The organism is Microcystis sp. M_QC_C_20170808_M3Col, assembly GCF_007095505.1.
In the GTDB taxonomy this organism is placed as follows: Bacteria; Cyanobacteriota; Cyanobacteriia; order Cyanobacteriales; family Microcystaceae; genus Microcystis.
This window is the reverse complement of the sequence record NZ_SFBY01000429.1, coordinates 1-15,739: the sequence shown is the minus strand read 5'-3', so window position 1 is coordinate 15,739 and position 15,739 is coordinate 1. Positions and strand designations below refer to the sequence as shown.

Sequence of the window (15,739 nt, the reverse complement as noted above, 5' to 3'; positions counted from 1 at the left end):
GAGTTAAAAGTTAAACTTCAAGTTTTTATTCAGGACGAATGTACTGATTAACTAATTTTTTGGGGAAAATTAGTTAACCCATCATTATAACATATAATTAATTTGCAAGAGTTCTAATGCTTCCGATATGACGACTGACTCAATACAAGTTACTGCTGAAGAAATTGCTCAGTTTCGGACTGAATTAGCGGATAATCCAAGTGCGATCGCTGCTTTGGATGCCGACGATATGGCGATTTATTTTTGCGTTTCTTGAGAAGGTAATAATAATGGAGTTAAGGCAAATTCTATAGCTTGCTCATTAGGCAATCTTCTGATTAAATCTAATTCTACTAATTTGTCAATAATTGGAAGTAGTTCACTAAATTCTTGAACTTGCAACTTTTGTAAATCTTCTAAAGTAATATTTTCATCTGATAATTTATCTTTTTCTAGAATTAGATCTATCAGCATAAAATCCGCTGGGGTTAATCCTGGCAGACCTCGCATTTGTTGGTCAGCATAAATAAATCCTTCTTCTAAGATTTGAGGTGTAATAGTTTCGGCATTTAATTCAGATGCTTTCTGTAAAATATAGCTACCTAAACGATTTAAATAACGCGGAACACCATTAGATCTCTCACACAACATCTTAGCTGTATCTGGTGTAAAAGGTTTAACTGCTTGGGGATCTTTTACTGAATATTGACAATCTTGAGAACGTACACTGTTAAGGTAATTAACCAACATTTCATACATGACAGATTGTTCAAGAGGTTCTAATTTAATCGCAAAATCAAATAATCCTCTTTCACTAATTAAAATATCTCTGGTTAAACCCGAAGGATGACCTGTCAAAATAAACCATGCTCCTGATTTTAGCATTCCTTGAGCGTTTAAAAGTAATTGTTTTACAGTTGCAGGATCTTGTTTATCTAAGTCATCAACAGCAATAATCACTCGCTCATATTTTTTTAATGCTCTTTTTAATAAGTCTTCAAAACTAAGTTCAGGAAAGAGTGGTTTATTAATATCAATACTTTTTTCTTTTAATTCTGCACCAATTCCTGCAATTCCAAGTTTAGCTGTATTCTCTCGTTGTCTTAAAGGTTGGGCTGAAATTAATCCCATTTGATTTAAGAATTGTTGCGCCCATTCATCTTCTTTCATTTCCCGGGCTAAAGCAATTAATGCAATGGTAGCTAAATCTGTATTAGCTGGCAAACTGATATAGGCAGTTAAAGTCTTAGTTGCTTTACGTTTTAGAACATCTAAAATTTCTAAAATAAAAGCCGTTTTCCCAATACCAATCAAACCGTAAACTAACAATCTTTTACGCTCTTTTCCTTTTAATAAGGTGAAAACTTGTTTTAATTCTTGACTTCTCCCAGTAAAAACTTTTCTTAACTGCGATTCACCCAATGTTGAAGCACTTTCAGAAAAAGGAATTTCCGTTATTCCCCATTGAGAATAGATATTATCTAATTCATCCCAAATGCGATCCGCTTCATTCATACAGCTTGTTTCTCCTTAATTTTGGCAAGGCAATTCAGAACTTCTGCTATTTTAGCAATTTCTTGTTCATTATTCAGTTCTTTAAAAATAAAAGTAGCCTCCTTTAATAATTCTTTAGCTTTTTCGACAAAACCAATTTGCAACATGAGTCTGCCTAAACTTGCTTTACAAAAGGCAACACCTCTATCATGTTTTAGATATTCATAAAAGCGCAAAGCATCTCGATAATAAATAGAGGCTTTTTCATGGTTTCCAATTAGGTGATGGGTATGAGCAATTTGATAAATGGTATCAGCACGACTTTTGAGATCGTCAAATTGACGATAAATTTTAAGACTTTTTTCTAAATAAGCTAATCCTTGATACCATTCTCCTCGATCTACTTTAACTTTACCTAATGTTAACCCCATCTCTGCGGCATTCAGGAAATCTCCTGCGGTTTCATATCCTTGTAAAGCGTTTTGATAACACATCACTGCTTGTTTTATATTCTCTGCTTTATCCCCTCTGATTCTGTTACTGTAAGCATTAGCGAGATTATTCTGTGTCGCTGCCCATTGTTGGGGAAATGCGTCAAAAGTGAACACTTTCAAAGCCTCCTGGTAAGCGGAGATCGCCTTTTCTAAATTGTCAGCTTTATCACCTTTAATTCTCTCGGCATAATCACAAGCTAGAGTATTTTTTGTATTTGCCCAACCTAGAGGAATTCTGTCAATGGTTCTGACTTTCAATGCTTCGTTACAAGTCGCAATCGCTAGTTCTAAATTCTCGGCTTTATCTCCTCTTATTCTTTTACTATAGGCAAGAGCTAAATTATGTTGAGTCGTCGCCCAATCTTCAGGAGAATTATCGAAAGTTCTGACTTTCAATGCTTCTGTATAAGCAGCGATCGCCAGTTCTAAATTTTCGGCTTTATCTCCTCTTATTCTTTTAGCATAGGTATTAGCTAGGTTATTTTGTGTATCTGCCCAATCTTTGGGAAATTTATCGAAAGTTCTCACTTTCAATGCTTCAGTATAAGCAGCGATCGACAGTTCTAAATTCTCGGCTATATTTCCTCTAATTCTATTTTGGTAAGCACTAGCAAGATTGTCTTGCGTATCTGCCCAAACTTCGGGAAAAGCATCAAAATTGAAACCAGTTAAAACAACTTGATAACCTGCGATCGCAATCTCTAAATTAGTGGCAATATTACCAAGAGAAAATTGCTGAATCAAGGTACTAAAATTACAGATATTACCAGCGATATATATAGCCTGTTCTGTTTCAACAGATGCTAATTGATTTTTTGCCCAATTATTTAGAATTATTATTAAACTTTCATCTAATTTATCGAGATTATGCTCAAAAAAAGGATAAATATACTTGGGATCAGGATTTTCATAAACTTTATTTAATGCCTTCATCAAAAAATTCAAATATTCTTCATGTGTATTTCCAGATTCTCTGCTTTCAATCGGAGGAATTTTATTTGCTCCCTCTGGAACAAATTCCCAATCATAACCTACTTCCTCACAAAAAGAGATAATTTCCTCCACTGACATACCTTCAACACTCGGTACAGGAAAATTCTGTTTTCTTAATTGTCGTGCAAAATTAGTTGCATCTGCTGAAGATTCAAACATTAATATAGTTTGTTTTTCTTGATCAGTTATAGTATGAATACCCTCATTATCTGTTCCAACATTGTAGAGAAGAACATAAACAGTTTGAGGTAACTGATTAGAGGATTGCTGCTGAAAATACTGAATCAAAGAAATAGCTAAATCTTGCGGATTAACCTGTAAATTCTGTAAAATTATCGCTGTACTTTCCCCTTCTTGAATAATTCCAATCAGTAAATGTTCTGTATTAATAGATTCATGTTCTAATTGCCGCGCAATTGAAACCGCATTGTTTAAAACGAGTTTTGCCGATTCTGTAAAAGGAAGTTCTACAGTAATCATTTCTGAACCCCTTCCTAGAATTTTTTCAACTTCAATCCGAGCATTTTTTAGCGTTATTCCCTGCTGTCTTAAAACCTTCGCTGCAATTCCTGTTGCTTCACCAATTAATCCTAAAAATATAAACTCTGCCCCTACAAAATTATGCCCCAAGCGACGCGCTTCTTCCTGCGCTAACATAATTACCTTAATCGTTTGGTCTGTGAACCGTTCAAACATAATTTAGACTCCTTATCACTTCTAAACCACGAAACTTACCAGAACTACAACACCTTGATCTGCCATTCCGCAAAAAATTGGACATAATTGAATGAGGACTATGATTGTTAGGATTATGGCGCGATTATTACAATTATATCCCAGAGATGATAGGCAAAAACAATCATAGTCAGTTAAATAATCAAAAAAAATCATAGTTTAGACAGGATTGGGTGCGTTGTTCATTCATGGCGTGGCGGATGGTGGCGGTTAATTCAATTATTAAGCAGGGTTGGGGATTGGTGGTAAGGTTGTCAGAAAAGCGATCGCACTGTATAATCTTGATTGATATATAAGCTAATTCTACTCACTTGAACTAAATCATCATGAATCAAAAACCGTACCAAGTAGAAGCATTTTGGGATCGAGAGGCGCAAGTGTGGGTAGCAGAGAGTGAAGATATTCCGGGATTAGTCACCGAAGCTGATACCATCGAAGCTTTAACAGCTAAATTACGACAGATGATTCCAGAATTATTACAACTAAATCATCTAATTACTATTGAACCTCAAGAAGCGATAACTTTTGAACTAAGTTGCCTGAGGACTATGATTAAGGATTACCTGAAATAACGAATCTACCAACTGCTACTAAAAAACCTCCCACCGCAGTAATTAAAATACCAATTAGTGTCCAAATTTGCGCTTGTTGTGATCTTTTAATTTCTTTGACATCTTCCTTAACAGAATTTATTTCTCCTCTTACGGAATTTATTTCTCCTCTTACAGAATTTATTTCTACTTTTAATACTTGTCTTTCGCCTTTAGCTTCTGTTAGCTGAATTTTTATATCTGTAACATCTTTTTGGACATTTTCTAGTTTTTGACTAATTTCTGTTAGAATTTTTTCAAGACTTTGTTCAATCATCACTGACATTTATTTTCTCCCCTAATCAGAAAGATTATCAATCATTATAGTCGATATTCAGAGAACTATTATCCTTCCTGCATCCCTGAATTTCGAGGCACTTACTGCCGATAAAAAGGTCAAAGATGGCAAAGATTAGATTTATTTTACCCACGGCGATCGGGAAAGTAACCATCAGCGATCGAGTTACCTCCCCCATGGTAAGAGAAGTTTTACCCCCAACCAAATCCGGGCAATAGACGTTTTTTCAATTGTTGCATCGCTTGTTCCGTAACATCCCGGTATTTTAAATCTCCCACGAGAATACGTCCCATCAGTTGACCGGCGATCGGGCGTTTAACCGCGATATTATAGGCGATTTGGGTAAATTGATAGAATAAACCGGCTAATTTGGCCGCTAAAGCCATATCTTCCCCCCATTCTTCCCGAATTATCCGACTATAGTTCGCTAAAGCGCGATTATCCCCGGCTAAAGCTCGATCGATCGCCTCGGCTGCCTTAACTCCCGTCAAAATTGCCGGACGGATACCCTCACCGATAAGAGGATCGAGAATCCCCGCCGCTTCTCCTGTAATTAAGGCATTTTGGGCGTGTAGCGGTTGATTTCCGTTCCAAAGGGCTAAAGCATACTCACTATAGCGATAATCCTGTAAATTCCAGCCCTTTTGACGGGCATAATTTAACAGTTGTTTTTTCAGATCCTCGGATTTGATGCTGCCCTTAAAACAACCACCGCTAATTGTGTAACCATTAGACTTGGGAAAAGCCCAGATATAACCATTTTTTAGGGAACCAAAATCAAAAAAAGCTTTTTGGGGTGGAATAGTCGCTTCTGCGTTAGTAATTTCCAGAGCAGCACCGATCGCTTCGTTTTTCGCCGGTAATCCCAACCAGCGACTGGTATTGCCCCTAACACCATCGGCAGCAATCAGATATTTACCTGAAAATGTTCCTTGGGATGTGGTAACTTGCCAGTGATCTTGGATGAATTTGATCTGGGTAACTTCGCTGTTATCTTGGATGGTTGCCCCGACTGCGATCGCCTGTTGCCCTAAAAAATCATCGAAACGATCCCTTTGTACCATCCACATCGGTTCTAGCATATTTAACTTAGTGGTGGCGGCATCCCCCTGTTTCCAAGTAAACTCCACTTGGGTGACGGTATTCTCGATCACGGGGGTAAAGTCAAAATCAAACCATTGCTTAATTGCCGGGGATACCCCACCACCACAGGGTTTATAACGGGGTAATTTCGCTTTATCGAGGATCAGGATCGAACGTCCCTTTTTAGCTAGATGATAACCCGCCGTCGCTCCTGCTGGCCCCGCACCGATGATAATACAGTCAAACATTTGTACTAATTTAAGTCGTTGAACAAATTTATAGACAATTTACGCTATTTTGGGCAACTTGTGTTGAGTCTGGTTTCTTGTCCCTTCCTCAGGCGGTTGAGCTTGCCTCTCTAGTTTCTAGCTGATTTATCCCCCAATTTCCAAGAGAGCCTAATCTCTGGCTTTTTTGGCTAATTGATCAATTATCTTCACCTGATCAATCGTATAATCAAAAAAAACTATAACGGCTCGATTATGTCATGAAAATTGTTTCTATTAAAATAACCAACTATCGTATGTTTAAAAATATACACATAAGAGATATTCCCCTTTTTGCGTGATTATTGGAGCTAATGGGACAGGAAAATCTACCCTATTTGATATTTTTGGTTTTCTGCGAGATGCTCTTAAAAACAACATTCGCCAAGCTTTACAAATTCGGGGCGGTTATAAAGAAGTTATTACCAGAGGTCAAGAAAAAGAAGATATTGAAATCGAGCTGCAATTTCGGATGAAAATCTCAGATACAGAACGTCTGGTTACTTATATACTCAGAATTGGACAAGAGGAAAATCGCCCCATGATCAAACGCGAAATACTTCGCTATAAACGGGGTGAACACGGTGCACCTTTTCATTTTTTAGATTTTCAACGCGGTCAAGGATATGCTATCACCAATGAAGAAGATTTTAGTAAACCAGATAAAGAACTCGATCGAGAAGAACAAAAGCTAGAATCTAACGATATACTAGCGCTCAAAGGATTAGGACAATTTCAACGTTTTAAAGCCGCTACTGCTTTTCGTTCTCTGATTGAAAATTGGCACATTTCCGACTTTCACATTAGCGAAGCTAGAGGAAGTAAAGAAATATCTTACGCTGAACACTTATCCCCCACGGGTGATAATATGGCAACAGTTGCCCAATATATTTATCAACAATATCCCGAAATTTTTCAGCAAATTCTCGAAAGAATGAAACAACGAGTTCCGGGTATTTCCTCTGTGGAAGCCAAAGAAACCGAAGACGGTCGCTTGATTTTACGTTTTCAAGATCAAGCATTTAAAGACCCTTTTATTGATCGCTATGTTTCTGACGGGACTATGAAAATGTTCGCTTATTTAATATTACTATTCGATCCGAATCCTCATCCCCTACTCTGTGTCGAAGAACCAGAAAACCAACTTTATCCTACTTTATTAAAAGAACTAGCCGAAGAATTCGCTCACTATAGCTATCGGGGGGGTCAGGTATTTGTTTCTAGCCACTCCCCCGATTTTATCAATGCGGTTCCACTAGCTAGTATTTTCTGGCTAATTAAATCCCAAGGTATCACCCAAATCCATAGGGCTACCGATAGCGAAATCCTCAAAAACTTAGTAGCAGAAGGCGATTTACCCGGCTATCTTTGGAATCAAGGCTGGTTTAAAGGAGTAGCACCATAATGAACTATAATATCGTATTTTTGCTAGAAGAGTCATCTATAGAAAATGTGTTAAACGAACTTTTACCTAAAATTATTCCCCCAGAAATCAGCTATATATGTATTAGTCATCAAGGTAAACAAGACCTAGCCAAATCTATTCCTAAAAAACTCAAAGCTTTCAAGAAATCTAGTCCCAATACCAAATTTATTATTGTTCACGATCAGGATTCCCACGATTGTCAAAAACTCAAAAAAGAACTAGGGGAAATTTGTCAAAATGCCAGTGATGCTCAAGTATTAATAGTGAGCGGGGGGAAGATTTAGGCATTTTTGCGCCCAAAAATATTCCCCCCGGCAGAACCGAGGGGAAAGTGGGGAAAAACCGCTAATCTAGCAGTTTAAGGCTAAGTCTTGGGATTCTTTTTTCAAGAGATTAACGAGGTTTTCGTCACCATTCTCTTGAGCGATTTGTAAACGACGTTCCAGACGAAGACGAATATTGTTCAGATGGACGTTAGAAAGGGTTTCCTCTTGGACGACAATAGGGGGTTTGACAACCGGTAACGGACAAGTGTTGGGGATGACTTGTCCGGCAAGATGAGGACGGGTGCTGTAGGCAACTCCACGATACTGACGATGCAGTTTTGGTTCTAATTGGAGCATATGGCGAGGATAATGGTGATTCCAGTGTTGACCTCGGTATTTACCCCCGATATCTCCAGTATTCATCTCCAAGGGGAGAGAATCCCTTTCGTACTTAACTCCTCGATAGACTAACGTCATATCACCGACTCCCTGCAATGCTTTAAAGTGACTTTAATCCCCCTTGTCGCCCCTATATAGGGACAACAAATGAAAAGATCTTATTTATTATTCTGTATCTATTTTTACATTTTGCTAGGGAAAATGTAAAAACTTTATAAAAATTTAATATTTTCTAGTTGGCCATAGTATCCTTGTCTAGCTGGGTTTGGTCGGCCGGCAAAGGAGCCTCTAGGGGTTTGAGGATTGATTTGGGTTGCTCGTCCTCATCGATGAGACGAATTTGAATTTGCGGGCCAGAGGTGGCTAAACGAACCACCATACCATCGACGACGACGGTTTTCTCGATCGGTTTGCCATTGAGAAACGTCCCATTTGCTCCTAAATTTTCCAATTCCCAATTATCGCGATCATTATGGTGGATTTCTAAGTGCCGCCTCGAAACCACAGCACTATAGAGAACTACATGATTATCCAGTGCCCTGCCGATGAGAATGGTTGATTGATCATTGTTAAATTGCCAATGTTGTAGGGGCGTGGCTTGACTGGGGTGTAAAAGAGTTAAAGTGATCACGGTGACTATTGGCGACAAGATAGGGGCGGTGGACAGGGTAAATCTTATTTGCTGTCAAGATTCATCCTTGCCATTAAGTCTTAAGTCCTAGTAATGAAAATCTCTAGTTACTTGACTAAGCCTTTTCTTTCTATTGTCTCACACTTTCCTGTTCCCTCTGAACCGACCTCCCCCAGAAAATCTAGCCACTTCGCCCTAGTATTAATAAAACTGATGGGGGATGATTTCCACATTCTGACCAATTTTTAACCTCTTCAGGGATAAGATAGTGCTTGTGTCACCTAAACATTGATCTATGAGCGGCTTTATTATAAAAATAATCTTGATATCGGCTTTGATTTCCCTGGGAATTAAATATCTTGCCCCTTTATTATCGATCGCTCCCAGTCCTCTTAACACTTTAATTCTGGTTTTTACTCCTTTTCTGCTCATGGTTTTTGCCCTCTGGAGACGGACAATAACTGATTAGGAATTTTTCTCCTTACTCATCATGACTTTTGGCAGCAGCCTCGGTTTAGTTCTGTTGGTCTTTTGTCTGTTGATTCTCTGGCAGATTCGACAGATTCTCTTATTATTATTGATGGCGATTCTTCTGGCTCAGATTTTAAATTTGGCTGTGACTTGGTGGCAGCGTCATCACCTCAAGCGTTCCTACGCCCTAATTATCACTCTTTTTGGCTTCTTTATTGGTATTATCGGTATTTTTGTGGGGATTATACCCGCTTTAGTCCAACAATTTCGCCAATTATTTAGTTTATTACCCCAAGCTATAGAAAGACTCTGGGGACAAGTCCATAGTCTTGAGGATTATCTCGATCCTAGTCTGGCCAGTGTCTTACCGGACTTTAAAACACTGCTCGCTCAATTACAACCCCTGATTAACCAAATTGCTGGCCGGGGTTTAAGCATTTTTTACGGTACTTTCGGTATTATCCTCAGCTTACTGCTAATTGTTGCCCTGGGCTTGATGATTCTCGCCGATCCTGCCGCTTACCACCGTTGTTTTCTGCGTTTATTTCCTGCTTTCTACCGTTCTAGGGTACGATCGATCCTAGAAGAGTGCGATCGAGATTTAAAAGCTTGGCTGAAAGGGATTTTCTGTCATATGTTGATTATGACCTTGGGCAGTTGCCTGGGTTTATCCCTGATCGGCATTCCCCTCGCTTTTTCCCAATCTATTCTCGCGGGATTTCTCACCTTTATCCCCAACCTCGGGCCAGTTTTAAGCACGATTTTACCCTTTTCTATCGCCCTTCTGGAAGCTCCCTGGCAACCCTGGGCGGTTTTACTGCTCTACAGCAGTATTTATCTGTTAATTCAATATTTCGACCGTCATTCACCGCTGCCCATTTTAACAGTGCGGTCGCTCAAGCTCTTACCCGCTTTTACCCTGTTGACCCAGTTGTTTTTCGCCTCGATTTTTGGCTTTTTAGGGCTATTTCTGGCGGTTCCCCTGGCGCTTATCGCTCGTATTTGGCTAAAGGAAGCCTTGATCGAGGATATTCTCAATCATTGGCAGACCGGGGATAAAAACTTTTAAACTGGGGATCTAGGATTCGAACCTAGGAAATGGCGGGACCAAAACCCGCTGCCTTACCGCTTGGCTAATCCCCATTGGACAGACCTTTTTAATACTAGCATTTATCTCCCCGGTTTTGTCAAGAAGTTTATAAAAATTTTTTACTTAGGGCTTGCTGAATAAATCTAAAAACTTTGTTGGATAAGGCTTTTAGACTTTTTTTTCCTCAAAAAGTGCCGGACCTGGGAGTGATCGGGGGTAAAATTCCGGGACTTTTTCCCTGAAAATTAGGTAACTGACTACCTCAAAATCGGTAAAACCCTACACCCTACACCCCACACCCCACACCCCACACCCTGCCCCCACGAAAAACTTTTTGCCGCAGACCCTAAATACGTCTTAGCTTAGAGGGATTTAAGGAGAAAAATCTATGGATAATAGCGCACAAAACTGGTACATTGTCCAGGAAAATACCGGAATTTGTCAGATTATAACCCTAGAAAACGGAAAAACCCCAGTCAGTGGTCAATACTGGGGTCCTTTTGCCGAGCGGGGAGAAGCGATCGCCCGTCGGGTGGGTTTAATTCGAGCGGGCAAATGTCAACCTATTGTTTAGCGGTATTGGTGGGCGTTTTTTTGCCTTCAGTGATTTCTTTTTCCAAGATTTCAAAAGCCTTCTTGAATTGAGGATCCTGGAAGGTTCCCACCCGATCCCGTTCCTGTTGAAGATTTTTGCGATCTTCCTCGCTCAGTTCCGACTCCACATCCGGATGAATACCATCTTTATTGATGTCGCGTCCTTTGGGGGTGAGATACTTGGCAATCGTCACCGCTAATCCCGAACCGTCACTGAGACTGCGTACCGATTGCACTAATCCCTTACCAAAGGTTTTCGTACCGACAATAGCCGCCCGATCATGATCCTGTAAAGCCCCGGAGAGAATTTCACTAGCACTGGCGGAACCCCCATCGACGAGGACAACCAGCGGTTTATTAGTCAAAGCTTGATTGTTGGCCCGTTGACGTTCTGTCACCCCTTTGCGATCGACCGTAGAGACGATTAAACCATCAGGTATCCACATCCGAGCGATTTCGATGCTGGCGTAGAGTAAACCGCCGGGGTTAGAACGCAGATCGAGAATATAACCTTTCACATCTTCGGTTTCCAATTCGCGAATCGCTTGACTCATATCGCCACTAGCTTGGGCGCTAAATTGATTAAGACGGATATAACCGATTTTACCGATCGGGGTGTTTTCCGTGTGGGCGCGCACCGGGTGAATTTCAATTTTGGCCCGGGTAAGAGTCAATTCTTTCTTCTCCTCACCCCGTTGAATCGTGATCTTAACGCTTGTCCCCACTTTGCCGCGGATCATGCTCACCGCTTGCTCCAGTTCCATGCCTTCGGTAGATTTACCATCGATAGAAATAATCACATCTTTAGGCAGCACACCAGCTTTAGAAGCGGGAGTATCTTCAATGGGTGAAACCACGACTAACTGCTTAGTTTTCTCATCTTTGGTCAGTTGAATCCCTACCCCGGTCAATTCTCCTGATGTATCGATCTTCATATTGTTAAACTCTTTGGGATCCATAAAACGGGTATAGGGATCATTGAGAGTTTTCAACATCTCGCGGATAGCGGTGTATGCTTCCTCTTGATTTTTGTAGGAACGATTTAAATACTGATTGCGGATGGCGTTCCAGTCCGATTGATTAAAAGTGCCATCTAAATAAGTGCGGTTGATGATCTGCCAAACCTCATCAACGGTTTCCTTGGGACTTTCCTGAAAAAAAGCTTGACTTTGAGAGAGACGGAATCCCGCCCCCGTGACGGCGACGGTAGACAGGACCACTGCTGTAGCACCGAGAACAAGTCCGCGTTTGTTGATAACCATAGGTAATTTTCAGATAAATTAGGCTGTTCTTGCCAGAACGCTCTTTCTGGCTGACCGTCGAAATATCTTGGCAAAAAGGAGCGTTTAGGTTTCCTGGAGACAGACAAAAGAACGCCTGTAGACTACTACTGTTATAACATTGATTATCTACTTCTTTGTCAAACTGGTTATTTGAGTAGCGATCGAGTTGCCAGCAGCCCACCTCGCGACCTAAGATAACAGCAAAACTGTCCCGGATTTTCCCTATGAGTGATCAAATCCTTTCTTCCCTCTCCCTGGAACAAAAACGACAAAACCTGCGCCACCAAAGGCGATCGAAGGTGTGGCAAGCCTTGGGTCGCTTTCTGGTGGTTAGTGGTTTAGCGACGGGATTAGCTTGGGGGATGACTTCGCCCTATTGGACAATTACCAAGGCCGGACAGGTGGAAATCGAAGGCACGGAATTAATGTCGCCCGAGTCGATTCGTGCTTGGCTAAAATTAAGCTATCCTCTGTCTCTCTGGGAATTACCTACCCATCAATTGCGAGAAAAATTAGCGGCTATTCCCGCTATTGCCGACGTTAAGATCGAGCGGCAATTATTACCCCCGAAAGTGATTGTTTCTATTCAAGAAAGAAAACCCGTTGCCCGTTGGCGTTCCCATCAACAGCAAGGCTTTTTAGATGCCTCGGGAACGATAATTCCTAAAAACTATTATGGTCGAACTCTGCCCAAAAGCCAATTACCTAGCTTAGAAGTGCTTGGTTACGACCGACAATATCAACAACAGTGGCAAAAAATTTATCCCTTAGTTGATAACTTATCGATTAAAGTTACCGCCATCGATTGGCGCAATCCTAGTAATCTTGTACTAAAAACTGAACTGGGACAGGTCTATTTAGGTTTTTATAAAGATAGATTGCCCGAAAAATTAACCGCTCTCGTACAATCGCGGCAATTGTCATCCAAGATACCTCTAGCGCGAATTCTCTACATTGACCTGAGCAATCCCGATGCTCCCACTGTACAATTAAAACCGCAGCCAGCCCCTATCGTTGCCAAAGTAACGGCAACTGGTAGGGATTAACTGGAATTGATCAGCAAATAACCGCAATTATTCCCTTTATGTATTGCCAAAAACCCCAAATTATGATTTTCTGAACCAGAAACTGATAATGTAGATACTGGAACAGACATAATATTAGTGATAGTGTTAACATTGCATCTCTAATTCATCAAATCAATAACAGAATCTTGTACTAAGAGTGTTCCAATTCCAATGACATCGATTAATGAAATCGTTCCCACCTATCCCAATCTGAACAGTAACGATTATGCCAGTTCAGCTATGAGCGAAGATAATCATTACTCTCAGAATAATGCTGGAGTATTATTTACTCGCCCCCATGAATCACAGATGACACCCCGAGAAGAAAGTCGTAGTAATCGCATCGTGCCAAGCAATGTCGCCAAGATCAAGGTGATCGGGGTCGGCGGTGGGGGCTGTAACGCCGTTAACCGCATGATCGCCAGTGGCGTGACCGGAATCGAATTTTGGGCAATTAACACCGATGCCCAAGCCCTGGCCCATTCCTCCGCCCCCCAGAGGTTACAAATCGGGACAAAATTAACCCGCGGCCTAGGGGCGGGCGGTAATCCGGCGATCGGACAGAAAGCGGCGGAAGAATCTCGGGATGAAATCGCCCAAGCATTGGAAGGAACCGATCTAGTCTTTATTACCGCCGGGATGGGCGGTGGCACGGGAACGGGGGCCGCTCCAATTGTGGCCGAAATTGCCAAGGAAATCGGCTGTTTGACCGTGGGAGTTGTGACTCGTCCCTTTACCTTCGAGGGTCGTCGTCGCACTAATCAGGCCGATGAAGGAGTGGGTGGTTTACAAAGTCGGGTCGATACCCTGATTATTATCCCCAATAACCAGTTATTACAGGTAATACCCGCCGACACTCCCCTACAGGAGGCTTTTCGCGTCGCTGATGATGTGCTGCGGCAAGGGGTACAGGGGATCTCGGATATTATCACTATCCCCGGTCTGGTGAATGTGGATTTCGCCGATGTGCGGGCAGTGATGGCCGATGCGGGTTCGGCCCTAATGGGCATCGGCATCGGTTCCGGAAAATCTCGGGCTAAGGAAGGAGCGATCGCTGCTATTTCCTCGCCGTTACTGGAATCCTCGATCGAAGGGGCGAAAGGTGTGGTCTTTAACATCACTGGTGGTCAAGATCTAACCCTACACGAAGTCAATGCCGCCGCCGAAATTATCTATGAAGTGGTGGATCCCAACGCTAATATCATCTTTGGGGCAGTCATTGACGAGAAAATGCAGGGAGAAGTCAGAATTACCGTCATTGCCACCGGTTTTTCCGGCGATTCCCCCTCTCGTCCCACCGGTAGCAAGGTGGTGATCAATACCCCCGCACCCAGTCCAGCACCCACTCCCGAACCACCAAAACCCGCAGGATTAGATATACCCGAATTCTTGCAACGTCGTCGTCCTTTTGATCGCTAACCTCCTATGACTGCCATTGCCCTCACCATCGCCGGTTCCGATAGTGGTGGCGGCGCGGGAATTCAAGCGGATTTGAAAACCTTCGCCTTCCACCGAGTTCACGGCACCAGCGCCCTTACCTGCGTTACCGCCCAAAATACCCTGGGGGTCGAGCGCGTCGAGTCCTTAAGTCCAGAAATGGTAACGGCCCAAATCGATGCCGTGGTCGGGGATTTTGGTGTGTCAGCGGTCAAGACAGGAATGCTGTTTAGCAGCGAGATTATTGAAGCAGTGGCCGAGGCGATCGAGCGCTGGCGTTTGACCAGTTTAGTGGTGGATCCGGTTATGGTTTCGCGGGTGGGAGCCAAATTAATTGATGATCGGGCTGTAGATAGTCTTTTTGATAGTTTAATTCCTCTGGCTTCGATTATTACCCCTAATCGTTACGAAGCACAGCTTTTAAGTGGCATTGAGATCAATAATTTTGAGGCGATGAAAGCGGCCGCCGAAATTATTTTCCAGAAGTCGGCCACACCCGTATTAGTGAAAGGTGGCGGCATGAAAGGCCGGCTGCGTGGGGTTGATATCTACTTTGATGGGGAAGAATGGGAAACTTTTAAGACCAGAAGCGTCGAAACCAATAATACTCACGGGACTGGTTGTACTCTATCGGCAGCGATCGCCGCTAACCTCGCTTTGGGTGATGACCTGAAAATAGCGGTGAAAAAAGCCAAGGATTACGTTACTAACGCCCTCGATCATTCCCTCGCTATCGGTCGCGGAACTGGTCCAGTGGGCCATTTTTACCCCTTAAAAGCCCTAAATTAGTTAATTCATCGAAAATTTTTGGTCTGAAACCCCGTCGTTCTACGACGGCTTTACTGTTAAATATTAGCGCATTTACAAAATATATGCCAGAATGTAAGACATGGAAAAAGCCTATTCTTACCGATGATTTTACCCCACACCAGAACAAGAGTCGCTATTGCGGCGCACCTTGGGCTGTGTAAGATTAGTTTACAACAAAGCTCTCCACGAACGAACACAAGCATGGTCCGAAAAGCAAGAAAGAGTAGGATATGCTCAAACTTCTTCAATGCTAACTGATTGGAAAAAACAAGAAGAATTAGACTTTCTCAATGAAGTAAGCTGTGTACCTTTACAACAAGGGTTAAGACACCT

At 41.9% G+C, this 15,739-nt stretch carries 16 protein-coding genes, 1 tRNA gene and 3 pseudogenes; 12 read left to right on the top strand and 8 right to left on the bottom strand.

Translation table 11 applies throughout. The features are described from left to right. Positions 1-127: 127 nt before the first annotated feature. Positions 128-256, top strand: coding sequence for a hypothetical protein (locus EWV84_RS19865; RefSeq protein ID WP_287079581.1), 129 nt, complete (start codon positions 128-130; stop codon positions 254-256). Here EWV84_RS19865 and EWV84_RS19860 read toward each other — a convergent pair. Continuing rightward, the gene (locus tag EWV84_RS19860; protein ID WP_002756243.1) at positions 238-1,494 is read right to left on the bottom strand and encodes an ATP-binding protein; all 1,257 of its coding nucleotides are present in this window, start codon (positions 1,492-1,494) and stop codon (positions 238-240) included. The genes EWV84_RS19865 and EWV84_RS19860 overlap by 19 nt on opposite strands. Then, on the bottom strand, positions 1,491-3,656 hold the full coding sequence (locus tag EWV84_RS19855; RefSeq protein ID WP_287079578.1) for a DUF3110 domain-containing protein: 2,166 nt from the start codon (positions 3,654-3,656) through the stop codon (positions 1,491-1,493). Before EWV84_RS19855 ends, EWV84_RS19860 begins: the two co-directional genes overlap by 4 nt. Positions 3,657-4,021: 365 nt before the next feature. Here EWV84_RS19855 and EWV84_RS19850 point away from each other — a divergent pair, with 365 nt between their 5' ends. Beyond that, a complete protein-coding gene (locus EWV84_RS19850; RefSeq protein ID WP_287079577.1) occupies positions 4,022-4,267 on the top strand; it encodes a DUF1902 domain-containing protein in 246 nt (81 codons plus the stop codon). On the opposite strand, the gene EWV84_RS19845 is transcribed toward EWV84_RS19850, so the two are convergent. After that, positions 4,248-4,571, bottom strand: a complete 324-nt coding sequence (locus EWV84_RS19845; RefSeq protein ID WP_286825630.1) for a hypothetical protein — start codon at positions 4,569-4,571, stop codon at positions 4,248-4,250. The genes EWV84_RS19850 and EWV84_RS19845 overlap by 20 nt on opposite strands. Before the next feature lie 85 nt (positions 4,572-4,656). Here EWV84_RS19845 and EWV84_RS19840 point away from each other — a divergent pair. Further along, positions 4,657-4,801, top strand: a pseudogene (locus EWV84_RS19840) (3-dehydroquinate synthase); the annotation flags it as partial. Here the strand turns inward: EWV84_RS19840 and EWV84_RS19835 are convergent. Further along, positions 4,775-5,914, bottom strand: coding sequence for a geranylgeranyl reductase family protein (locus tag EWV84_RS19835; protein WP_287079575.1), 1,140 nt, complete (start codon positions 5,912-5,914; stop codon positions 4,775-4,777). The pseudogene EWV84_RS19840 and the gene EWV84_RS19835 sit on opposite strands and share 27 nt — an antisense overlap. Before the next feature lie 239 nt (positions 5,915-6,153). On the opposite strand from EWV84_RS19835, the pseudogene EWV84_RS19830 reads away from it, so the two are divergent. Next, positions 6,154-7,337: pseudogene (locus EWV84_RS19830) on the top strand (AAA family ATPase). Next, positions 7,337-7,621, top strand: a pseudogene (locus tag EWV84_RS19825) (DUF4276 family protein); the annotation flags it as partial. The pseudogenes EWV84_RS19830 and EWV84_RS19825, both read left to right, overlap by 1 nt. An 87-nt stretch (positions 7,622-7,708) precedes the next feature. Here the strand turns inward: EWV84_RS19825 and EWV84_RS19820 are convergent. After that, the gene (locus tag EWV84_RS19820) at positions 7,709-8,101 is read right to left on the bottom strand and encodes a DUF4278 domain-containing protein (RefSeq protein ID WP_287079572.1); all 393 of its coding nucleotides are present in this window, start codon (positions 8,099-8,101) and stop codon (positions 7,709-7,711) included. Between the two features lie 154 nt (positions 8,102-8,255). Beyond that, on the bottom strand, positions 8,256-8,654 hold the full coding sequence (locus EWV84_RS19815) for an FHA domain-containing protein (protein WP_287079571.1): 399 nt from the start codon (positions 8,652-8,654) through the stop codon (positions 8,256-8,258). 295 nt (positions 8,655-8,949) lie between these two features. Between EWV84_RS19815 and EWV84_RS19810 the strand changes: the two genes are divergently transcribed. Next, positions 8,950-9,123, top strand: a complete 174-nt coding sequence (locus EWV84_RS19810; protein WP_287079570.1) for a hypothetical protein — start codon at positions 8,950-8,952, stop codon at positions 9,121-9,123. A 21-nt stretch (positions 9,124-9,144) separates the two neighbouring features. After that, positions 9,145-10,194 (top strand): AI-2E family transporter, encoded by a 1,050-nt coding sequence (locus tag EWV84_RS19805; protein ID WP_287079568.1) that lies wholly within the window; start codon positions 9,145-9,147, stop codon positions 10,192-10,194. Position 10,195: 1 nt separating this feature from the next. Here EWV84_RS19805 and EWV84_RS19800 read toward each other — a convergent pair. Continuing rightward, positions 10,196-10,268: transfer RNA gene (locus EWV84_RS19800), tRNA-Gln, on the bottom strand. Between the two features lie 335 nt (positions 10,269-10,603). Here EWV84_RS19800 and EWV84_RS19795 point away from each other — a divergent pair. Further along, entirely contained in the window at positions 10,604-10,789 is a 186-nt protein-coding gene (locus EWV84_RS19795; protein WP_287079565.1) for a hypothetical protein, read from the top strand. Here EWV84_RS19795 and ctpC read toward each other — a convergent pair. Then, positions 10,779-12,071, bottom strand: coding sequence for a carboxyl-terminal processing protease CtpC (ctpC, locus tag EWV84_RS19790; RefSeq protein WP_286826507.1), 1,293 nt, complete (start codon positions 12,069-12,071; stop codon positions 10,779-10,781). The two genes, EWV84_RS19795 and ctpC, sit on opposite strands and share 11 nt — an antisense overlap. Before the next feature lie 245 nt (positions 12,072-12,316). On the opposite strand from ctpC, the gene EWV84_RS19785 reads away from it, so the two are divergent. The 4 genes from EWV84_RS19785 to EWV84_RS19770 all read left to right on the top strand — a co-directional run. After that, on the top strand, positions 12,317-13,138 hold the full coding sequence (locus EWV84_RS19785) for a cell division protein FtsQ/DivIB (protein WP_287079562.1): 822 nt from the start codon (positions 12,317-12,319) through the stop codon (positions 13,136-13,138). 192 nt (positions 13,139-13,330) lie between these two features. Continuing rightward, entirely contained in the window at positions 13,331-14,578 is a 1,248-nt protein-coding gene (gene ftsZ, locus EWV84_RS19780; protein ID WP_072926961.1) for a cell division protein FtsZ, read from the top strand. A 6-nt stretch (positions 14,579-14,584) separates the two neighbouring features. Next, positions 14,585-15,385, top strand: coding sequence for a bifunctional hydroxymethylpyrimidine kinase/phosphomethylpyrimidine kinase (gene thiD, locus EWV84_RS19775; protein ID WP_287079558.1), 801 nt, complete (start codon positions 14,585-14,587; stop codon positions 15,383-15,385). Between the two features lie 157 nt (positions 15,386-15,542). Then, positions 15,543-15,739 (top strand): helix-turn-helix domain-containing protein (locus EWV84_RS19770; protein WP_287079555.1); only part of this gene is annotated, 197 nt, incomplete at its 3' end.